The organism is Qingshengfaniella alkalisoli (assembly GCF_007855645.1).
Classification (GTDB): domain Bacteria; phylum Pseudomonadota; class Alphaproteobacteria; order Rhodobacterales; family Rhodobacteraceae; genus Qingshengfaniella; species Qingshengfaniella alkalisoli.
The window spans coordinates 21,241-42,628 of record NZ_CP042265.1 but is presented as its reverse complement, the minus strand read 5'-3'; the positions used below and the strand labels follow the sequence as shown (position 1 = coordinate 42,628).

Below are 21,388 nucleotides of genomic sequence, written 5' to 3'. Positions count from 1 at the left end.
CTCAAAGAACCCTGTTGAACATAGGCGGATGAACCGCGAACTCAACGGCTGGATGCCGTCTTGCCCTCCGCTTGCACCGAGGGTGGTTTGACAACATCTGCTGTCAATCGCCCCATGATCTCTGCCGCGACAAAGGAGGCGATCACCTCTGGTCGCTTATCTGTGCTGAAGCCCGCACCGATGGGACAGACCAACTCCGTATCATTTGATGGCACGTCGTTCTTCAAGGACGCACACCAACGACGAAAGCTTGCCCGTTTCGTTTTCGATCCGATCATGCCCACATAGGCGGCATCGCCGCGCAGCAAGGCCTCGCGGCAAATCAGAAAGTCGAGCGAATGATCATGGGTCAGAACGACGAAGGCACTGTTGGGTTCGGCGTCACGCACAACCGCTTCGGGTAACGGTGTGTGCATTCTTGGGATCGCGTCGTCGGCAAGCTTGAGCTCGTCTGCGCGGCTGTCGACCAGCAATAGGCGCACCGGCAGCAAGGTCAAGGCCTTGGCAAGCGCCCGCCCGACATGACCCGCGCCGAAGATGTAGACCATGGGAAACTGCTCGCGCTCGCCCGCGACCCGCCGCAGAAGCACCTGGCGTTCTTCTCCACCCAGACGGGTGATCGACAAGCCTACCCGGCCGCCGCAGCACTGCCCGATCTCTGGCCCCAAGGGGATGTCCATGACACCATGATCCTCGTCACGCTGCAATTGCGCACGCGCTTCGTCAATCGCCATGTATTCCAGTTGCCCGCCACCGATCGTACCGATCATGCCGCTCTGTGACACGAGCATCCACGCGCCGACCTCTCGCGGAGAAGAACCGGCAACCTTCGTGATTTTCACACAGGCTACCGGCCCCGCATCCGCGAGGAAGGCATCGATATCGGCGGGCAGCCAGGTCATCCCTGACGCAGTCTTTCCGCCGCCAGCAACACCCGCTCGGGCGTCGCGGGCAGGTCGAGCCGCGGGCATTCGCGATAACCCTTCAGGCTCGCCACGGCCATGGACAGGGCCTCCGGCACGCACAGCGCCAACATGAAGGGTGGCTCACCTACGGCCTTGGACCGGCGGATGGTGGGCTCCGCATTCACCGACCAAGACGCCAGATTGACGTTGAACTCTTCCGGCACATCGGACGCGACAGGAATCTTGTAGGTGGACGGCGCATGGGTTCGCAACCGGCCCTTGTCGTCCCACCACAGCTCTTCGGTCGTCAGCCAGCCCATCCCCTGGATGAAGCCACCCTCGACCTGCCCCTTATCCAGCGCCGGGTTCAGCGATTTGCCCACATCATGCAGCACATCCACGCGGTCCACGACGTATTCACCCGTCAGCGTATCCACGCTGACCTCGGCGCAGGCCGCACCATACGCGTAGTAGTAGAATGGCCGCCCTTTGCCCGCCGCGCGGTCCCAGTGAATACCCGGCGTCTTGTAAAAGCCCGCCGCCGACAGATGCACCCGTGCCATGTAAGCTTCTTTGATAAACACGGCCCAAGGCTTGCGTTCGTTGCCCAGAAGAACAGTGTTCGGCTCAAACACGATCTGGTCCTCGGGCAGGGAATACTTTTCCGCCGCGAATTTGATCAGACGGTCGCGGATCTGCTCGGCTGCGTTCGCTGCCGCCATACCATTCAAGTCGGAGCCAGAGCTCGCCGCCGTGGCCGAGGTATTCGGCACCTTGCCCGTGGTCGTTCCGGTGATCTTCACATGGTCAAGATCGATCTGGAGCGTATCGGCGACCACCTGCGCGACCTTGGTATTCAGGCCCTGGCCCATCTCGGTGCCGCCATGGTTCAGATGAACCGAGCCATCATTATAGACATGCACCAGCGCACCGGCCTGATTGTAGTGCGTCGCCGTGAAGGAAATACCGAACTTCACCGGCGTCAACGCTATGCCCTTGCGGATCACACCACCTTGCGCATTGAAGGCTTTCACGGCCTCACGCCGCGCACGGTAATCGGCGCTTTCCTCAAGCTCGCCCACGATCCGGTCGAGAATGTTGTCGGTTACCTGCTGGTGGTAGGGCGTCAGGTCACGACCCTCGCCGCCATAGAAATTGGCCTTGCGCACATCCAGCGGGTCCTTGCCCAACGCATAGCCGATCTCTTCCATGATCCGTTCCGCCGCGACCACACCTTGCGGGCCACCAAAGCCCCTGAAGGCAGTGTTGGACACGGTGTTCGTCTTCATCGGGCGCGAGGTCAGGCGCACATGGGGATAGAAGTAGGCGTTGTCGGCATGGAACAGCGCGCGGTCCGTCACAGGTCCCGACAAATCGGACGAGAAACCACACCGCGCCGCGAACTCCCCTTCGACCGCCTGAATGCGCCCGTCATCATCATAGGCCACGTCGTAGCTGATCAGGAAGTCATGGCGCTTTCCGGTCGCGACCATGTCATCATCGCGGTCCGGACGGATCTTCACAGGGCGACCGAATTTCTGCGCGGCGACCGCTGCCACCGCTGCGAACAGGTTCGGCTGGGTTTCCTTGCCGCCAAAACCACCCCCCATCCGGCGCACATTGATCGTCACCGCGTTGGACGGCACGCCCAGCACATGCGCGACCATATGCTGCACCTCGCTCGGGTGCTGCGTCGAGGACCAGACGGTCACGTCGCGATCCTCACCCGGAATGGCGAATGCGATCTGCCCCTCAAGGTAGAAGTGATCCTGACCACCCACCCGCATCGTGTTCGTGATCCGGTTCTTGCCAGTATCGAACCCGGACTTAACATCGCCACGTTCCAGCTTCAGCGGCGCCGTGACATGCGGATAGCCTGCATCCATGGCGGCCCTCACATCGGTGACGAAAGGCAACTCGTCATACTCGACCTTTGCCAGATGCGCGGCGCGGCGGGCGGCTTCGCGCGTCTCGGCAATCACCCCGAACACGGGCTGGCCGTGGAACTGCACCTCGCCATCCGCAAAGATCGGCTCGTCATTCAGTCCCGTTGGGCTGACATCGTTGTGGCCGGGAATATCTTCCTTGGTCAATACACCCAGAACCCCCGGTGCAGCCAGTACCGGAGCAAGATCCATCGAGATGATCTTGCCATGCGGCACAGTCGACAAGCCCAGGCAGGCGTGAAGGGTTCCATGTGGTTCCAGAATGTCATCTGTGTAGACCGCCTGCCCCGTCACATGCTTATGCGCGGAGTCGTGGCGTTCGTCAGTGTGGACACCACCGCGGATCGTGGGTTGTTCGGTCATTTCATCCCTCATGCGGCCGTCCCCCGGATCACGGTTGCAGGTGTTCCGGTGTTCTCCAGATAGAAGCGGCGCAGCAGGTTCGCCGCAGCGGTGGCGCGGTATTCCTTGGAGGCCCGCCAGTCGGTCAGCGGTTGATAGTCCTCGGCATAGGCAGACAGCGCATCAGCAATCGTCTGCTCCGTCCACTCCTGGCCGATCAGCGCAGCTTCAACCGCCTTCGCGCGTTTGGGCGTAGCAGCCATGCCGCCATAGGCAATCCGTGCCGTCGCGATCTTGTCGCCATCAAGCGTAACATAGAACGCCCCGCACACCGACGAGATATCCTCATCCCGGCGTTTCGACAGCTTGTGGGTGGCAATCATTGCGCCCCGTTCCGGCGCGGGAATGAAAATCGACTCGACGAATTCATCCTTCGCGCGGTCCTGCTTACCGTAGTCGATGAAAAAATCCTCGACAGCTATGACCCGGCTGCCCTTCGAACTGCGCAGCGTCATCTGTGCACTCAACGCGATCAGCATGGGCGGCGTGTCCCCGATGGGCGAGCCATTCGCAACGTTGCCCCCGACCGTGCCCATGTTGCGCACTTGCCAACCGCCGATCCGTCGCCAGAACGTCGACAGCATCGGGAAATGTTCAACGATCAATGGCTCGGCATCTGAATAGCTGACACCGGCACCGAGCGTGATGCCCGCCTCGGTGACCTCGATCCTCCGCAACTCTTCCAGATGATTGATGAAGATCACCGGAGAAATGTCGCGCATGAATTTCGTGACCCACAGCCCTACATCCGTCGATCCGGCGACGATGGTTGCCTCCGGGTTCCCAGCCAGCAACTCCGCAAAATCAGCGACAGAGGATGGCAGATAAACGCGATCCTCACCAACGGTCAGTTCAACCCGCGCACCGTCATCCAGCGCCGCAAGCTTTGCCAAAACGCTATCGCGCTCGGTGACAATCGCGTCGTCAAACGCCCCCTCTTCGGCCGCTGCCTGCGCCGCGCGGATGATCGGGCTGTAGCCGGTGCAGCGACACAGATTGCCCTGAAGTGCGACCTCGATCTCATGCTTGGTCGGGCTCGGGTTGCCCATCAGCAGCGCATAAAGCGACATGACGAAACCCGGTGTGCAGAACCCACACTGGCTGCCATGAAAGTCTACCATGGCCTGTTGCACAGGGTGCAAACCGCCATCGCGACCGCGCAGATGCTCAATGGTCACAACATGGCACAGATCGACGGACGCCAGCAGACGGATACAGGCATTGACCGTTTCATAGACAATCCCGCCTTCGGCACGCCGCCCGACAAGTACAGTGCAGGCCCCGCAATCACCTTCGGCGCAGCCTTCCTTGGTGCCACGCAAGTTCTGGGCGATGCGCAGATGGTCCAGCAGGCTATCGCTGGATTTCACATCGCTTAGGCGGACCTCTCGGTCGTTGAGTATGAACCGAATGTCTCGGCGGGGTGTCGTCATTGGCTGGCTCCCTCACTGGCCGCGTCAATTCTAGCAGCGCGTGCTCGATCGTGACTAACGATTTCGGCAGACTAACCGCACAGGCAGTTTCAGAAAATGCGGGCCAGTTGCTAAACAATTTCAACACATCATAGATAATAACTCGCCCCGCCTGCCGCTAGTTTCATCATGCTGCCCGAATTTGCAGCGCAGCCACATGCGGCGTGTCTCCCATCGAATCTCCAACGTCTGCATGTGGCTGCACATTTGCGAATCCGCCTTAAGGCAAAGTTTGTGAAATGCGCCGGATTTTCGACATTCCTTTGAAACAGTCTCCGCAGCAGGGCTCTTATTTCCGCGAGATGGTCTCGTTAGGGTCCGACGCCAGCGGCATCGGATCGTGCCGCTGGTATGACGGGCAGGCGACACCCACCCGTATCGGCGCCGTAAACCACGGCCGGAGGGCCGATACCGGGCCGCTTCCCCTATAAAGCCAGTGACCTGCATCCGTGACGCCTGTATCAGTCGAACGGCATGACCACTGTGCCGAAAACTTGTCGGGAGGGGCAATGTTCGAGAAATACTTCCAGCTGGAAAAGCACGGAACATCCGTGCGGACAGAGGTCATCGCAGGGATCACCACGTTCCTGACGATGGCCTATATCATCTTCGTAAACCCTGACATCCTGTCCACGACCGGCATGGACAGGGACGCGGTCTTCGTCGCCACCTGTCTTGCAGCCGCCATCGGCACGCTGGTCATGGCGCTTTGGGCACGCTGGCCCATTGGTATGGCACCAGGCATGGGGCTGAACGCCTTCTTCGCCTTCACCGTGGTCGGTGCGATGGGTTTCACATGGCAAGAGGCGCTGGGTGCGGTCTTCGTCTCAGGTGTCATCTTCCTAATCCTGACCGTTACCGGCATCCGGCGCTGGCTGATCAGCGGAATCCCCGCATCAATGCGCAGCGCCATTGCGGCGGGTATCGGGTTGTTTTTGGCCATCATCGCGTTGAAAAGCGCAGGCATCGTCGTTGCCAGTCCTGCCACATTCGTTGCACTAGGCGATGTATCCCAGCCCGGCCCGCTTCTGGCCATCGGCGGGTTTTTCCTGATCGCCGCGCTGGACGTGCTGAAGGTGCGCGGCGCAATCCTGATTGGCATTGTCGTCGTCACCATCGTTTCCATGCTTTTGGGGTATAGCGAGTTCAACGGCATCGTATCCGCACCACCCAGCATCGCACCCACCTTCATGCAGCTCGATCTGGTCGGCATCCTGCATGTCGGGCTGTTTCAGGTCGTGCTTGTCTTCGTGCTGGTCGAGGTATTCGATGCTACCGGCACACTGATCGGCGTGGCCAAACGTGCAGGACTGATGGAGGAAGGACCGGATCACACCAACCCGCAGCTTGGCAAGGCACTGATGGCCGACTCGACCGCGATCGTAGCCGGCTCAATGCTTGGAACGTCCTCCACCACCGCCTATGTCGAAAGCGCGTCAGGTGTTCAGGCCGGCGGTCGGACGGGGCTGACCGCTCTGGTCATCGCCGCGCTGTTCCTCGCCGCGCTGTTCTTTGCGCCGCTGGCCGGATCGGTTCCCTCGGTCGCAACCGCTCCTGCGCTGCTCTATGTCGCGGGCCTGATGATGCGCGAATTGACCGAAGTGCAGTGGGACGACATCACGGAATCTACCCCTGCGGCGCTGACCGCGCTGATGATGCCGTTTACCTACTCCATCGCGAACGGTCTGGCCTTCGGGTTCATCAGTTACGCCGCAATCAAGACCCTGACGGGCCGCGCGCGTGACGTGCACCCGGCCACATGGATCGTCGCCGGTCTGTTTGTGCTGCGTTTCGCATTGGTCGGACACGAATAATAACTGGAGGGAGGCGACATTACCGTCGCCTCCCTCCACGATTGCAAGAAATTGTGATCCTGCAACCGCCTCTTCTCTGCTAGTCTTTGTTTATCGGCCCGGGCCAGACCTGCGGCGAACGACCGAACAGGTCCGGGCCCTCATCTCTCGGAGGGCAAGGCATGGCCAACAAGACGATCGGAAATCCGCTGTCATGGACCGCGAGCCACGTATCGGCCACGGGAAGCCATCTTGGCGAAATGGCGCAAAGCGTGGGCAGCGACATCGAGCGTGCCCCGCCCGAAGTCAAAACGCTTTGCATGGATGACCTGCGCGACGCATTGCGGTTGGGATACGAGGACTTCAAGTCCTTCCGGTCCGATGTGATCACGATTTGCGTGCTGTACCCGATCATCGGCATATGCCTAGCGTTCTTGGCATTCCAGGGAAACCTTTTCCACCTGATTTTTCCCGTTATCTCGGGCTTCGCCTTGGTCGGTCCTGTCGCCGCGGTCGGCATGTACGAAATGAGCCGTCGCCGCGAAGCTGACGAACCCACCAGCTGGTTTGCCGTTTTTGACGTCATCAGGTCGCCAAGCTTCGGCGCGATCCTCGCTTTGGGCCTTTGGCTGTTCGCGATATTCGTGGCTTGGCTGTTCGCCGCCAACGCCATCTATGCACAAACCATCGGTTTACGCCCGCCGCCATCTCTGGGCGCGTTCCTGTTCGACACACTGAGCACAGGTGCTGGATGGTGGATGATCATTGCTGGCACGGCTGTCGGATTCTGCTTCGCGGTCGCTGTGCTGATGATCAGCTTCGTTTCCTTCCCGCTTCTGCTGGATCGCAAGGTCGGACTTCCAATGGCGGTCGTCACCTCCAGCAAGGTCGTCATGCGCAATCCCGGCCCCGCCGCGGCGTGGGGGCTGATTGTTGCTGCCTCGCTTCTGATCGGCTCCATCCCGGCTCTTCTTGGTCTGATCGTGGCGCTGCCTGTATTGGGGCACGCGACATGGCACCTCTATCGCAAGGCCGTCGCCTAAGATCTTCGAGATAGCCAACTGTCGGTCAAAACTCCGTCCGGTGGCGGTCCTGGACCCAGTCTGTTCTGCAGCGCGTCCAGCCCAAAAGCTAAGCATTTGCCAAGTTCGAAGCTTGCTTGTATCCATAGAGATACCGGCCGGATGAACATAATGCACAACTCACAACGGTTTCCAAATCTACTCAAATGTGACCTGCTCAGTGATTTACCTGTTGATGTTCGCAAAGAGTTCCTGAACCGCTGCACGGTTCGCAACTACCAGACTGCCAAAGAGGTGATCTCTCAGGGGCACCCGTTCGCAGGCATGTTTCTGGTGGCCGAAGGAATCGTCGAGATTTCCTATCTCACCGCTGATGGTGAACGTGCAATCATCCACCACGCGCGAAAGGGTGAAACAGTCGGTGAAGCCGAGGCACTGGCAGAAGTGTCCTGCGCTGCGACCTGCGTCGCGCAGTCGAATACCACGGTACTCCATACGACCACTGAACATCTCTATCAGATGATGCAGCACAGATTGTTCATCCGAAATGTAGCTCGTTCCTTCGCGGCGACCATGTCGCGTGACAGCATGTTCAAGTCGGTGGACACGCTACAACCGGTTGAACAACGAATTTGCAGCTATTTACGGCAGTTGTCACTCAACGGACCGACGATACATGAGAGCCAAACTTACCTTGCCCAAGTCGTCGGGTGCTCACGACAGACGATCAACAAGGTACTTGGTGAGCTGCGCAAAGCCGGTATCGTTGAAGTAAGGCAAAAACAGATAGTCATTCGCAACCCTTCCGCACTGGACACACGCGCACATCACTCGGCAAACAGCCCTGCCAAGTAATAAACACCCCACCTTGCCGCCGAAGATGTCGGTTCTCAGTTTCATAGACGTAGCGGCCAACGATTATGCCAATATGCGGTCGAGCAAATGGGATTGCCAAACTGAACGAAACGGCTGGCTCATTTCGCGCTGCCCTAGGACGAATCGACCTGCCCTCGGGTAACTGCGATGCTCAAAGATATATCCAAGATTGAGGGGACATACTTCCGCTGTGCCACGCAAGCGTCTTGTGGTAAGGATACATCCGCCGCCACAGTAACCGGTTTCCATGTTTCGTACCCGCTTTGCCAATCTGTTAATTGATTCCGTTGATCTTCTGACCGATGCCCGCGCTCTGGGGGATACCTGGCCGGGCGTGGTCAAGGTCGCACACAAGATCGGGGCGAAAGCCGTGAATGCCGGGGCTTTACTTGAAGGCACCAACAATGTCGCGTGGATGCGTAGCTCAATGGAGATGAGCTGGTTGGTAGAATACGAAGACGCAGGCCTCTATACGGTCGATCCCATCCTCCATGCGGCGCTGGCGAGACGCCGGACCAAGCTCTACTCGGTGGAGAAGGCCCGGCGCAGTCATATTGGCGACCCGCAGTCAGCCCAGTTACATGACAGCCTGATATCCTACCGGTATCGCTACTTCATGAGCCAGAACTGGCGCGACAACGGCGTCGAGAAATGCGTGGTTCTCAGTACCGAGGACGATCCCACCCATCTGTTCGGCGCAGGGACGGCACGGGCCTTTTCGGTCGTTTCCGCCCTGCTGTCCCAAAACCTTGATCCGCCCGGAGAGCACCCGACGCAGGGCTGGGTCTGGGGCTTTCCCTATGACAGCCTGTCTTCACGGGAAAAGGATGTGCTCAGCTATATGGGGCTTGGGATGAGTACACAGCAGATCGCGGATCACATGATTCTGCAAGACGCTCAGGTTCGTCATCTCCTGGATCGCGCCTGCAAGGCAATGGGGACACATCAGCAGGAACAAGCGTTGGCCTTGGCCATGACCCGAGGGCTGGTGTCGCTATAGGCAAAACTTGCTCCGGGTTGACCCGTATGGACGGCCAACACACTCAACGGTCTTCAACAACGCAGAGCCATCATCCCGCTTCTACCGAGATTGCCCACCGCGGCGTGTTCGTTCCCATTGCTCGCGATCCAGCCTTGTCAACGGCGCGGTAAGAATGATCTCTGCAGGGGGTGTCTCACCGTCAGCTAATTTTGGCTATCTTCAACATGTGTTCATTGGTCGGTTCCTTCACCTCGACCAGCACCCGGCCTCCAAGCCTAGCATATTTCTCCCCGGTAGCAGCCGGACACATTCCGCGTCAGTGGCAGCAACGCCGCTTGCAATGAGTGATAGATGTCCGGCTTTCCGACGAACTGCCCATCAGAAGGGTGATTGTCCGCATCTAGCTCGTGGAACCACCCGCCGTATTCATGGTCAACAAGATGGGCATCAGCGAATGCCCAGACGCGGCGATACCAGATTTCGTCTTCCGGCGTAGGATCGGATTTCAGGAATGCCGCCAAAACGCCGATGGCCTCGGTCACGGGCCACCAATAGCGGTCCCGGATGTCAGGTGTGCCGCTGAAATCGAGGGTGTAGACAAACCCGCCGCGTTCGTGGTCCCACGCATCTTCCAACGCGCGATAGGCAAGATTGCGCGCTGATTGCAAATGTTCTCCGGCGGGTCTGCCAACCAACTCCCCGTACTGCAAAAGCAACCGCGCCAGTTCAAAGGAATGGCCAGGCGTGGTTCCGGGCGGCCGAAACATCGGATCTTCACTATAGTTCCGGTCGATCTGCCAGGACGCGTCGTAGTGCTCGGGCAAACGCCAGTTCTCGGAACGCGCGATGGTATTGATGAAGAAATCGAGAATCCGTCCGGCACGCTTCAGGTACTTCTCGCGCCCGGTAGCCTCAAAGGCCGCGAGCAGCGCTTCCGTGCCGTGCATATTGGCGTTCATGCCGCGATAGGTGGAAAACGGTGCCCAGTCACGGTTCCACTCGTCGCAAAAACGCCCCACGTCGTCTTCCCAGAAGTATCGGTCCAGAATACCATCGACGTCATCAAGCAACGCCATCGCATCGGGATGACCGGCCGCGTGCGCGCTGGCGGCGGCCAGCAGCACAAACACATGACCATAGGCCAGTTTGCGATCATCGCACACGTCACGGTCATTCACCGCCCAAAGATATCCACCATGATCGGGATCGTGATGACACTGACGGATATACTGCATCCCGTGGTCGATGAAGCGGTCACAGTCATCAAACCCTGCCAGCTTGGCCAGCACGAAGGAATGAACCATGCGTGCGTTTGAATGCAGATATTGAGGCAACTCCGGAAGCGGACGGCCAATCCTGTCCAAGCTATGGAATCCGCCTTCAGAACGAAACGAGCTGCGGAAAAATTCGACCTGTCGCTGCGCATCCACGCGCAGATACGCGCGATGCTGCTCCGCCTGAAGCCATGGTGTATCACTCTCATTCGGCCCGAGTGCTGGCTTTCTCATGTTCCCTGCCCTTGCTTGAAATGTTTCTAACGACCCGGCGCCCCAAGGACCCGTTGAACGTGTTGAAGCGACTCTACGGGTTCGCCAGCGATCCGGCGTAGTAGCCGGGTGGCGAGTTCAAATCCCGCGCCTTCGAGATCTTCATAAAGGCTACCGACCTTGGGGCGCACCAAATCAAAAACTCCAGATGCTTGTTTGATCACCAGTTTGACATCCCGACCCGGCACCAGCCCCGTATCCTGAACCGCCGCAAGCGCCGCGAGCCCAGCCATTTCGCCCGGGCACACGAGCCCGTCCGGCGGAGACCCAGCGTGAAAGCGGTCCTGCATCGCGGACTTAAGCGCAGCGGCATCACTATCCAGTGAAACACTGTCTACAATCTCATGAGCGACGCCGACAGCACGCACCGCCGTCATGAAACCGTGCAAAAGATGTTGCCGAAACGTCAGGTTTTCGGGCGGCAGCACGATGGCCAATCGTTCCGCGCCCGATCCAACCAGTTGTTCTGTGGCCTGCCGTGCAAACTCGAAATTATCAAAATCGACATATGGATGTGGCGTGGCAAGTTCTGTGCGTCCATGGCAGATGAATGGAAAATCCGCTTCGAGCAAATACCGCACCCGTCGATCGTGCGGCGCCGTCCGGGAGAAAATAATCCCGTCAGCAAGCCGGTTCTGCACGACCCTTTCGATCACGTTTCCCTGTTCTTCCAGCCCGAAATCCGGTGTCACGACCAGGTGATATGACGTCGCAGAAAGCGCACGGGAGATACCGCTGATCAACGACGTTCCGAACCCGAAAATCTCTTCATGCGGCGGCAGGATCAAATTGATGACCTGCGTGCGACCCGTGCGCAGCCGCTGCGCGGCGCGGTCGGGGATATAGCCAATCTGTGCCGCAATCTCCTTGATCTGTGCACGGGTGTGTTCGGCAATCTTCGGATCGTCCGCCAGCGCGCGCGATACAGCCGCCACGGACACGCCAGCGCGTTCGGCGATGGTACGCTGCGTCGGTCGAGCACCTCCGTTGACCTGCATCATCCCTGTCCCCTTACAGTTCGCATGATGATATGCTCAATCGTTTAAAATAGCAATGCCAGCCGTGCATCTAACAACACAGACAACGCAATTATTAATTTGATAAAACTTATATTAATGTTCCAAACTTGGTCAGCCACCGGTAGAAGAAGGAAAAACAATCGTTATAATCGACTTCACCAAACTGGATCACAGATTATGCCGCACCTGGGCCACAATCACATGGCAAACCGAGCGCGCTTACTCAACTGAAGAGAGGCCTTCCATGACATCCTATCCAAGCACGAAACTCTTCATCGCGGGTGTCTGGCGAGACGCAACACGCGGACGCACCATCGACGTGATCAACCCCGCCACTGAAGAAGTGATCGGAACGGTTGCCCATGCCGGAATTGACGATCTTGATGAGGCGCTCGAAGCGGCAAGAAGTGGCTTCGATATCTGGCGGCGCACCCCTGCTTTCGAACGCTACCAGATCATGCGCCGCGCCGCTGGGCTGATGCGGGAACGTGCAGAGGCCATCGGGCCGCTCCTCACGATGGAACAAGGCAAACCGCTCGACCAGGCGATCGGCGAGGCCGCAGCCGCCGCAGACATGATCGACTGGTTCGCAGAAGAGGGACGCCGGGTCACCAGCAAGATCATTCCCGCCCGTGCAGCCGGCATCACCCAAGTCGCGGTGAAAAAACCGGTCGGCCCGGTTGCAGCATTCACCCCATGGAACTTTCCGATCAATCAGGTGGTGCGGAAACTGTCCGGAGCACTCGCCGCCGGCTGCTCAATCATTGTGAAAGCACCCGAAGAAACGCCGGCCGCTCCCGCGCAGCTGATCCAGGCATTTCATGACGCAGGTGTGCCCGTTGGCGTCGTCAATCTGGTGTTTGGCGTGCCAGCAGAGATTTCCGAGTACCTCATCCCGCATCCCGTCATTCGCAAGGTGTCTTTCACCGGTTCCACTCCCGTGGGCAAACATCTCGCAGCCCTAGCCGGGCAGCATATGAAACCCGTGACGATGGAACTTGGTGGTCATGGGCCCGTGGTTATCACCAAGGACGCCGATCTGGAAAACGTCACCTCGCTTCTCGCAAAAACGAAAATCCGGAACGCGGGCCAGATTTGCGTTTCGCCAACGAGGTTTCTTGTTGAAGACGAAGTTGCCGATCAGTTTGCGAAAGACTTTGCCACGATCGTCGGGCAGACAAAAATCGGGAACGGGATGGAACCGGGAACGGAAATGGGACCGCTCGCCAATGATCGCCGTATCCCCGCACTCGAAGAACTCATCGAAGACGCTGTTCAATCTGGTGCCAAGCTGGCGACCGGCGGGCGGCGTATCGGCAACAAGGGCTGGTTTTTTGAGCCCACGGTGTTGACCGACGTCCCCACCGCGGCGCGCGTGATGAATGAAGAACCGTTCGGCCCGCTTGCGATCATCAACCGCTTCTCGACCATTGATGACGCCATTTCAGAGGCAAACCGACTGCCCTACGGTCTTGCGGCTTATGGCTTCACTGGATCGAACAACACAGCGGATCGCCTTTCGGAAGACCTGGAAGCTGGCATCGTTGCGGTGAACCACAATGGTTTCGGCCTGCCGGAACTGCCCTTCGGAGGCACGAAAGATTCCGGCTATGGCACCGAAGGCGGGACCGAAGCCATCGAAGCCTATCTGGAAACACGTCTTGTGACACGCAAGGAAGCCTGAAGCCAAGGAGGCCTCTCGTGCGTGAACCGGATGCTCCCACGCGCGGGGGACTGTTTCATTTTCTGCCACGGAAGGCTGGTTTTCCAGTGATCCAGATATGCGGGGTTGCAGACGGCTGCTGGATCAACAACCGCTGAGCCGTTGCGGCGAGGCTCGCTTGATCCGAATTGCGGTTCATAGCCTTCAAGTGTCAAAGCGTAACCCTCCGGCGAATACCACGGCGAGGTCAGCGCGTGCGCTCACCATCGGCAGCGGAAAGAACTTCGATTTGAGGACGGTTGATCAAGTCGAACATAAGGGCAGATTTACCATCGCATCGATCCCGAGACAGGATGGCCACCCTCGGAGGCTTACGATCAAAGCCAAGACATCTTCGTCAAAACCCAAGGCGTCGGTGTGCGGATCGCGGGAAACCCCGGCATCACATAGCCCAAAACACGCTCGCATCGCAGCCGCCGGAACATCGGCGGACCAGTGGGATGGAACCGTCACCGCGTCACAAACAGGCAGAACCTCATGCAGAGGTCTTTGGACGGAAGCATTCAATACCCGCATAGCGGCAGCCAATGTGGTTTGACGAAGAAAGGTGCGCGGTCCCGCGCCTTGATCGCGTAACCCTACCGTGACAACTGACGTCTTTCGCCCCGACCTTGGGCGCCACCCGCCGCTCTGTAAATGTCTTCGAGCATCACTGTTACCCGACGCCCCACCTGTCCGTCGCAGGGGTTCGGTCCCTCGCCGAGGAAATGATTGACCACCTGCTGAACAAGCGGTTGATGAACATGGGCCGGATCGGAATGGTCGATCAGCTCTGTTCGATCGCCGCAGCTCAGCGCTATGCGAGAAGGACGAAAGAAGCTCATTTCAGCGCGCCCTTCGCTGCCATGAATGATGACGGTTTCGTGGCTCTCGGCAGACGCGTAGGCGCACAGACCAACAGCGGCAACGCCATCGAATTCGATCTGGAAGCTGACGAAATCTTCAGCGGCATAGGCACCGGATTGCCGCTTGGTGATCCCGCTGACGGATAGGGGATCTCCGAACACATGCGCCAACCAATCAAGCGTGTGGCTTTGCGTATCAGCAAATAGCCCGCCGCCGCCAATGGCCGGATCCAGTTTCCATGATTGGCTGGGTCCGGCATCCAAAGTCCGAAAGTCTCGGACTTCCACCAGTCTGGGTGCGCCGATCAGCCCGTCGTCGATGATCTGGCGAAACTTCTGGAACCGGGGGAGCGCGCGGCGATAATAGGCGATGCAAAGTTTTTTGCCGGTTTCGCGGGACGCAGCGATCATGGCGTCGCAGTCCGCAGTCGTAAGCGCCATCGGCTTTTCGACCAACACATCCTTTCCCGCTTCAAGGGCTTCGATTGCATATTTCGCGTGCGACGCGGGCGGGGTGGCGATGTAGATGGCGGTCAGAGCCGGATCGGCGAGCAGCTTCTCCGCACTTGATGTCCAGCGGTTGATCCCGTGGCGCTCGGCATAGTCAGCCGCTTTTTCGGCGTCACGGCGCATCACACAATCAACATGCGACCGGTGAGCTTTCTGCAAAGCTGGTCCGCTCTTTACCTCGGTGACTTCACCGCAGCCGAGGATACCCCAGCGGACGCCGCTGTTTGTTAGTGCGATCATGAGGAGCAATCCGGTTCCCGGTTGTTTTCACATCTGTAGGCGACTGCCTTCGGCGTATTCAATCATTCCTTTCACGATTAATCGCCCATGTGGCAGACACGCCTTCTCAGGTTCTGAAGATGTCAATGCACCAAAAGTCGCGATAGTTCAGTCGAGACATCTTGACGCTTTCCGATGCCGAACAGCTTGCTGCAACGGGGCCAGCGCACGCGTTGTTTTCATTCGAATGTACCGCAATCAATTAAAGACGGTCGCCTTAGGCGCGCTGTTGGAGGCCCTCACCGATCCGGACTGCCGCTTCTGTTCACGGTCAAGAATAGCAATCGCGTCCGGATCGGGAACGCTCAACGGGGTCAGAAGATCATCCGATATCTCGCGTGCAGCGATGAGCCCCAAATAGCGCGCACAACAGACGCGGAGAAAAGAGGTGAAATTTCCCAGATCATGATCGGCATCCATCGCCTCTAAATACAGCTTCGTGATCAACTGGTTCACAGTCATGTCGTCACGCACGGCGATTTCTTCCAACGTGGCCCAGAAATACTTCTCCATTCGGATCGACGTTGCCACGCCGTCAATCCGCAGAGACTTTGTGCGGCTCGCCCACAATTTCTGATCGGCGCCGATGAATAATCTGCACATTGCCTCTTTTCCCTGTCTTACTACAGCAGCGCCATAAACTGGCTCAGCCAAGCCGGATGCGCCGGCCAAGCGGGTGCCGTCACCAGTTTGCCATCGGTTACAGCGTCTGTCACCTCAATCTCGGCATAGGTGCCACCGCTCGCGCGAACCTCGGGGGCGCAGGCCGGGTAGGCAGAGCATTTGCGCCCCTTCAACACACCAGCTGCCGTCAGTATCTGCGCACCATGGCAGATTGCAGCGACGGGTTTGCTTGCCTCGAAAAAATGCCGAACCATGTTCAGAACCTCTTCATTGAGGCGCAGGTATTCCGGCGCGCGCCCACCGGGTATTACCAATGCATCGTAGCTATCGGGCACCACGTCTGAAAATGTCGCGTTCAGGGTAAAATTGTGGCCAGGTTTCTCGGAATAGGTCTGCGCGCCTTCGAAATCATGAATGGCCGTCGGTACCGTCTCGCCCGCCGCCTTGTTCGGGCAGACGGCATCCACCGAATGGCCACAGGCCAGCAACGTCTGAAATGGCACCATAGTTTCATAGTCTTCGGTATAGTCTCCCGTAATCATCAAGATCTTCGCCATTATGTCCTCCTCTGGCTATGGCCTGATGAGTATCAGGGCTGTCGTTCGATCATTGGTGGTAACGGGTTACGACATTTACGGCACAAGCCGGGTTCGCACTAAGTAGCGACCGCTTGTCGCGAAAGGTTTCGGCATAGCACGCTGGCTATGAGAGCCTTCTGGGTCAACCGACGTGGCTCAAGAAAACGTGTAAGGTAGCTGCCCTCGCACAGTTTCGATATCTCGAGCGCAATCCGTCCGGAACGCATATCCCAATCCCCCTCTGGGTATCCAAACAGATGGACTTCGCACGGCCGCGAACGCTCGCTTTTACCGCTGCGGTCCGTGCTTCCACTTCTCGCTCCATGCACCGAGTCGTACGAACCAAAGCGAAGAAGACGGCGACCGCCACCAGCCGCGCTACGTTGCGCCAATGGCGCCGTGCGCGGCTTCTTGGGACCGCGCCTCTGGCTGGCCGTCAGAATGCGATCATGAACCAAGGCCCATTGTTGTACGACTGGCCAAATTTTTACAGGTACGGACAACACGCAAAATGAACCAATGGCGAGGCACCAGCGGGCAACCAAATATCGGCTCGGTCCCGCCCCTTCTTGGACAGCCAAAAAATAAGGGGGCCGCGCTTACCGCCACCCCCTTAGATACTCGTACACAATACCCTGAATTAACACGTCATGGAGTACTTTGAGCGTTGCTTCGAATCTGTCGTATAGGCGACATTTCACGCATTTTTCTCTGGCTTTCGCGGTCACCATAGCAACATCAGCGCGACGCAGTTCTGCCCGGTCGATCTACCCGTTCGACTTGCGGCCCACGCGGAGCGCACCTAGACCACCCAGCGCTGCCATGAACAGCCAGCCAGCGGCAGGAACGGGGACCGACGCCGTTACTACACGGATCCAGTCGCCCGGCTGTTTCACGTGCATGCTGAACCACAGGGTATTACCCTCGAAGCCCCAAATCTTGTCTGGCGTCCCGCTTTCCAGTCCGCGGCGGGCGAATGTCCCTGCGGGATACTCGGTCGTTGGAGATCCCAACTGGCCCGTTGACGCGTATTCGAGCGCGCCATCAGAATCCGTCATAATTCCCAGAATATCACCAGTGAAGGTGATCTTCAGCGCCAAATCCTTGTTGTTCGAAGACCCATGCGTACGGCTGATGCCACTATCCGCATTACTCAGATTGAAGAAAATCATGTGGCTGTCGACGCGGGAGCCCGCCGCAATGGAACCTCCATCGACAAGGACATCGTCGGTTAAAGTCACAAACTGACGTTCGTTGAAAGCCTGAGCACCTTTATTGGTGATCTCCGAGTCCAGAGCCTTGTCTGGCGCGTCAATAATTTCCGGGGCCACATTCAACGATGAATTCGGTCCTGAAAAACTAACAATGGCAGCGTCTGCAACACCTGCCGCGAACGGCGAAGCAAACAGAGCAGCAGAAAACAATAATCCAAATCGAATCGACATATCACTCACTCACAAAAACCTTAACAATTCGTTAATAATAACTTTTTCTTGACGTTGAGGCAAGTATGGAGTCAATCCATGCCCCTCATTTCAAAATCGCTAGAACCTCACCACCGCATCCGGAAGCCCAGCGTCGCTTGAACGCTGAACTGATCGGCTGGGTTGTCGAGCCCCATGCCGAACCCAGCCTCGCCATAGATCGCGTAACGGCCGTCATCCCAGGCATAATTGCCGCCCAGAGCAAGCTCACCCCAGAGCCGATCAGCCTCGCCAATCAACTCGATGCCATCAACGATGACGCCCGGCCTATCCAGGAACTCGTAGTACAGATTGGCCAGCCCGTAATAATGCGACCAGTCTTCCCCGTTCTCGGCCTGACGGACACGGTCAATCGAAGTCCCGAGACGCAATCTCAAGCTATCGGTCTGGTTTGTACTGACTGTTTCACCAAACGGACCTTCGAAGTCGTCAAAACTAGCACGCGCATAGATCAACTGAGCTTGAGGGGTCAGATCCCATTCGCCGGTCCAATTCAGATCAGAGAGAAGCTTGCCTGCCTCGATCGAGACTGCATAGCCCTCACCGTCAGAGTCTGAACTCAGAGACCCTACGACATCCGACTTCAGTTCACTGTCGAACACGCTGTACTGGCCTTGCAGGTCGATATAACCACCAGCGTCACCATACCACGTCCCGGTTATTCCGATTCCGTAGCCCGTCGCATCAATGCTGCCATCGCCATAGCTGGACTTTGTATCTGCAAAGGCCTGACCCACATAGCCGTTTACACCCAGAACAAACACGACCTCGGAATTCTCGTCGGACGCGAAATCGGCCCCGAATTGCAGCTTGGTGGTGTCAATGTCGAATTCTGTCAATGTTGTTGAATCGTCGGGCTCCAGGTCCAGATGTTCACCTTCCAGGCGCACCCAAACCTTATCCGCAAAGTCACTTCCAGTCAGTTCAGCCGGCCCTAGACCGAACTGGCTCTCATGCCGCGCACCAACGCGCTGGTAGAGCGTTGGCAGGTCATTCAGCGCCCACAGCACCTGCGGATAGACCTCGTAAACCGGCGCGCCCGGCTGGAACTCGGGCGGCGGTGGCGTCCCCCCTACGCTGCCACCCGGTGTGCCTCGATCGTCTGGCTTATCGTCGGGGGTGTCATCTGGCTTATCGTCAGGAGTGTCATCTGGCTTATTGTCAGGAGTGTCATCTGTCGGTGTCGGGAGGGGCGGCGAAGATAGCGGAGTCGCGGCCGATTTAAGGTACCAGCCACCATCATCGTTTTGCATCAAACGATAGCTGAACGCGCCCGCAACGAGCACGTTTTCACCCGAATCCTGATAATCTCCCGCTCCCAGCAGGAACTCGCCATCAGACTGCCCGGCAACCAGCACAACGGGGATACCCTGTTGAGTCAACGCCCCCACACCACCGTTGTTGGTGACAAAAACATCCGTTGTCCCACTGGTGTTACCGGCAACGTCAAGAATATCCGACGCCGAGCTATCATCGCCCAGCACCGCATCGACATTCAGCGCGGACCCCGCGCTGTAATCACCGTCGACGAACAACCGATCGCCCGGCGTGCGATCCTGCATGGTGACCGTACCGCCATTGTGCAAGCTGCCGCTGATCCGGGATTCCCCCGTGGCCCGCAAGATCGCCCCGGCAGCGACCTCAAACGGTGTAGCCTCGGCATCCATCAGGAGCGTGGCATCATCCAGAATGAGTTCCCCGGCAGCAATCTGACCCGTCAGGAAACCACCGCCGGTTTGGGTGCCCGTCGCGGTCCACACCACATCACCGGATTTCAGAAAATTCTCGAAACCGATGATGCCGCTCGACGCCATATCGTCGCCGAGCATTGACAGGTCTATACTGGAATCGTCGGGACCGGTTATTTCCAGTAGGTCGTCGGTGTCTCCAAGCTGCGCCAGGGCCTGTCCGTCAAGCATCCACCCATCGCGCAAAACCAAATGGCTTTTCCCGCTCACATTCAGGAAATCGAGCGCGGTGCCTCCGCTTCCTGTTGCCGTGCCAGACAGGTCAACACGCCCGTCACCCGTCCCGAGATTGGTTAGTTGAACCCCGGAGATACCTGAAACCGCTCCGCTCACGGCCACGGAAACATCGCCATCCATATCCTGGTTCTGGGCGTATATGCCGATGCCGGATGCCGGGTCCGTCGCCTCGACCTCTCCCTCTGCGGAAATGCTGATATGACCGCCGCCCTGGTTGCCGGCATAGATACCGAACTCCGCACCGCTCGCTGTTGTCGTCGAACCAGTCTGCGTAACTGAGATTGATCCAAGCCCGGTGCTGTAACCATAGATGCCGATGCTTGCGTCGGTTGCGCTGAGTGAAGCAGAGCTAGTCGCATCCGCATTGGTCTTGATGACAATATCTCCGTCACCCCGCGCCTCCGCGCGAACGCCTTGAGACCCGCCTGTGCTGACCGCATTGGTTGTAATAAAGATATTTCCGTCGCCCTCGTGGCGCGCCCTGACCGCCATCCCGTCCGAAGATACGGACTGCCCGTCGGTCGTTATTGTTATGTCGCCCGACCCCAAACTGTAGGCCGACACGCCATATCCCCCGCCCGACGACAGTCCTTCTGTTTGTATGTCGATCGTAGTGCTCGTCACGCCGCCTTGTGCGCGGATGCCATAGCTGTAGGAGCCGCCGGTTCCGATAGCGTCTCCCGTCGAGGTGACCGAAATACTTCCGCTTCCATTGTTGTTCGCGTAGATTCCGTGGGCCCCGCCCCGCGCCTCTCCGCTTGATGTAATCGTAATGTCTTGGCCGGCCGCGTCATTGTAAACGCCGATGCCCGCATGTTCAGTCGATGTGTTGTCAGTTGTCTGGCCGATGAATGTGCCCGTCACATCCACGTTGACAGAGCCGCCCTCTTCGTTCCGGATGAACAGCCCGCCGACACCGCCCTTCACATAAGCGCCATACGCGTCCGAGAAGCTCGCGCCGCCGCTCCCGGTCGCGGTGATCGAGATCGACGTCTCAGTGTCCACGTCATTTGCGAACCCGCTCTCGGTAACGAATGTCGGGGAATCTGCCGATTCCTCGATCTTGGGATCCAAGCCCGGTCCAGCGGATGGGCCACTGCACACAAATTCGGTCGCGTTGGGGAGGCAGGCTCCGGCTTGTGATGCTGTCGGGGAAACCGCGATGACGATGCCAAGGGCTGGCGCAATGCTCGCGACCGTCCCCTTGTACTTGGTCAGCCGGCCACCATGAAAAAATGCACGTGCGGAATCAATAGATAAAATACCCATTTGAAAACTCGTTAAATAAACATTAATAAATCGTTAACAACGTTGCGCACAAACCCTCGGTTTGTCAATTTATTTAGTTAAACTCGTGGTCAATACTTTGCGAAAGCGTATTGATTGTCGCGGCTCA

15 protein-coding genes are annotated in these 21,388 nt (G+C 58.2%); 5 read left to right on the top strand and 10 right to left on the bottom strand.

Features of this window, described 5'->3' with window-relative positions; genetic code table 11:
• Positions 1 to 41: 41 nt before the first annotated feature.
• From xdhC to xdhA, 3 genes are read right to left on the bottom strand one after another with little or no spacing between them, the layout of a single operon-like run.
• On the bottom strand, positions 42 to 902 hold the full coding sequence (xdhC, locus tag FPZ52_RS16645) for a xanthine dehydrogenase accessory protein XdhC (RefSeq protein WP_146366749.1): 861 nt from the start codon (positions 900 to 902) through the stop codon (positions 42 to 44).
• Positions 899 to 3,214: a xanthine dehydrogenase molybdopterin binding subunit gene (gene xdhB / locus FPZ52_RS16640; RefSeq protein WP_146366748.1), complete on the bottom strand. Its 2,316-nt coding sequence runs from the start codon at positions 3,212 to 3,214 to the stop codon at positions 899 to 901. The genes xdhC and xdhB overlap by 4 nt, the downstream gene beginning before the upstream one ends.
• A gap of 8 nt (positions 3,215 to 3,222) precedes the next feature.
• Positions 3,223 to 4,686, bottom strand: coding sequence for a xanthine dehydrogenase small subunit (gene xdhA, locus FPZ52_RS16635; protein WP_146366747.1), 1,464 nt, complete (start codon positions 4,684 to 4,686; stop codon positions 3,223 to 3,225).
• A gap of 548 nt (positions 4,687 to 5,234) precedes the next feature.
• On the opposite strand from xdhA, the gene FPZ52_RS16630 reads away from it, so the two are divergent.
• The 4 genes from FPZ52_RS16630 to FPZ52_RS16615 all read left to right on the top strand — a co-directional run bounded on the left by FPZ52_RS16630 (position 5,235) and on the right by FPZ52_RS16615 (position 9,416).
• Positions 5,235 to 6,539, top strand: coding sequence for an NCS2 family permease (locus FPZ52_RS16630; protein WP_146366746.1), 1,305 nt, complete (start codon positions 5,235 to 5,237; stop codon positions 6,537 to 6,539).
• Positions 6,540 to 6,700: 161 nt separating this feature from the next.
• Positions 6,701 to 7,561: a DUF2189 domain-containing protein gene (locus FPZ52_RS16625; RefSeq protein WP_146366745.1), complete on the top strand. Its 861-nt coding sequence runs from the start codon at positions 6,701 to 6,703 to the stop codon at positions 7,559 to 7,561.
• 96 nt (positions 7,562 to 7,657) lie between these two features.
• Positions 7,658 to 8,395: a Crp/Fnr family transcriptional regulator gene (locus FPZ52_RS16620; protein ID WP_146366744.1), complete on the top strand. Its 738-nt coding sequence runs from the start codon at positions 7,658 to 7,660 to the stop codon at positions 8,393 to 8,395.
• A gap of 268 nt (positions 8,396 to 8,663) precedes the next feature.
• Positions 8,664 to 9,416 carry a helix-turn-helix transcriptional regulator gene (locus FPZ52_RS16615; protein WP_146366743.1) on the top strand — a complete coding sequence of 251 codons (753 nt, stop codon included), beginning with the start codon at positions 8,664 to 8,666 and terminating at the stop codon, positions 9,414 to 9,416.
• A 257-nt stretch (positions 9,417 to 9,673) separates the two neighbouring features.
• Here FPZ52_RS16615 and FPZ52_RS16610 read toward each other — a convergent pair whose 3' ends face one another.
• Complete coding sequence (locus FPZ52_RS16610) at positions 9,674 to 10,906, bottom strand: AGE family epimerase/isomerase (RefSeq protein WP_146366742.1); 1,233 nt, start codon at positions 10,904 to 10,906, stop codon at positions 9,674 to 9,676.
• Positions 10,907 to 10,932: 26 nt separating this feature from the next.
• Entirely contained in the window at positions 10,933 to 11,946 is a 1,014-nt protein-coding gene (locus FPZ52_RS16605; RefSeq protein ID WP_146366741.1) for a LacI family transcriptional regulator, read from the bottom strand.
• A gap of 262 nt (positions 11,947 to 12,208) precedes the next feature.
• Between FPZ52_RS16605 and FPZ52_RS16600 the strand changes: the two genes are divergently transcribed.
• Entirely contained in the window at positions 12,209 to 13,648 is a 1,440-nt protein-coding gene (locus tag FPZ52_RS16600; protein ID WP_146366740.1) for an NAD-dependent succinate-semialdehyde dehydrogenase, read from the top strand.
• A 617-nt stretch (positions 13,649 to 14,265) separates the two neighbouring features.
• On the opposite strand, the gene FPZ52_RS16595 is transcribed toward FPZ52_RS16600, so the two are convergent.
• From FPZ52_RS16595 to FPZ52_RS16575, 5 genes are all read right to left on the bottom strand, one after another.
• On the bottom strand, positions 14,266 to 15,282 hold the full coding sequence (locus FPZ52_RS16595) for a Gfo/Idh/MocA family protein (protein WP_146366739.1): 1,017 nt from the start codon (positions 15,280 to 15,282) through the stop codon (positions 14,266 to 14,268).
• Between the two features lie 237 nt (positions 15,283 to 15,519).
• A complete protein-coding gene (locus FPZ52_RS16590; RefSeq protein ID WP_146366738.1) occupies positions 15,520 to 15,924 on the bottom strand; it encodes a ribbon-helix-helix domain-containing protein in 405 nt (134 codons plus the stop codon).
• A 20-nt stretch (positions 15,925 to 15,944) separates the two neighbouring features.
• Positions 15,945 to 16,502 (bottom strand): DJ-1/PfpI family protein, encoded by a 558-nt coding sequence (locus FPZ52_RS16585; protein WP_146366737.1) that lies wholly within the window; start codon positions 16,500 to 16,502, stop codon positions 15,945 to 15,947.
• Positions 16,503 to 17,290: 788 nt separating this feature from the next.
• The gene (locus FPZ52_RS16580) at positions 17,291 to 17,977 is read right to left on the bottom strand and encodes a VPLPA-CTERM sorting domain-containing protein (RefSeq protein ID WP_146366736.1); all 687 of its coding nucleotides are present in this window, start codon (positions 17,975 to 17,977) and stop codon (positions 17,291 to 17,293) included.
• Positions 17,978 to 18,075: 98 nt separating this feature from the next.
• A complete protein-coding gene (locus FPZ52_RS16575) occupies positions 18,076 to 21,261 on the bottom strand; it encodes an autotransporter family protein (RefSeq protein WP_146366735.1) in 3,186 nt (1,061 codons plus the stop codon).
• Positions 21,262 to 21,388: the final 127 nt, after the last annotated feature.

Bases quoted from the DNA above. Each gene is read 5' to 3' on its own strand.
- xdhC (WP_146366749.1), bottom strand. From the start codon at position 902: ATGACCTGGCTGCCCGCCGATATCGATGCCTTCCTCGCGGATGCGGGG.
- xdhB (WP_146366748.1), bottom strand. From the start codon at position 3,214: ATGACCGAACAACCCACGATCCGCGGTGGTGTCCACACTGACGAACGC.
- xdhA (WP_146366747.1), bottom strand. From the start codon at position 4,686: ATGACGACACCCCGCCGAGACATTCGGTTCATACTCAACGACCGAGAG.
- FPZ52_RS16630 (WP_146366746.1), top strand. From the start codon at position 5,235: ATGTTCGAGAAATACTTCCAGCTGGAAAAGCACGGAACATCCGTGCGG.
- FPZ52_RS16625 (WP_146366745.1), top strand. From the start codon at position 6,701: ATGGCCAACAAGACGATCGGAAATCCGCTGTCATGGACCGCGAGCCAC.
- FPZ52_RS16615 (WP_146366743.1), top strand. From the start codon at position 8,664: ATGTTTCGTACCCGCTTTGCCAATCTGTTAATTGATTCCGTTGATCTT.
- FPZ52_RS16610 (WP_146366742.1), bottom strand. From the start codon at position 10,906: ATGAGAAAGCCAGCACTCGGGCCGAATGAGAGTGATACACCATGGCTT.
- FPZ52_RS16605 (WP_146366741.1), bottom strand. From the start codon at position 11,946: ATGATGCAGGTCAACGGAGGTGCTCGACCGACGCAGCGTACCATCGCC.
- FPZ52_RS16600 (WP_146366740.1), top strand. From the start codon at position 12,209: ATGACATCCTATCCAAGCACGAAACTCTTCATCGCGGGTGTCTGGCGA.
- FPZ52_RS16595 (WP_146366739.1), bottom strand. From the start codon at position 15,282: ATGATCGCACTAACAAACAGCGGCGTCCGCTGGGGTATCCTCGGCTGC.
- FPZ52_RS16590 (WP_146366738.1), bottom strand. From the start codon at position 15,924: ATGTGCAGATTATTCATCGGCGCCGATCAGAAATTGTGGGCGAGCCGC.
- FPZ52_RS16585 (WP_146366737.1), bottom strand. From the start codon at position 16,502: ATGGCGAAGATCTTGATGATTACGGGAGACTATACCGAAGACTATGAA.
- FPZ52_RS16575 (WP_146366735.1), bottom strand. From the start codon at position 21,261: ATGGGTATTTTATCTATTGATTCCGCACGTGCATTTTTTCATGGTGGC.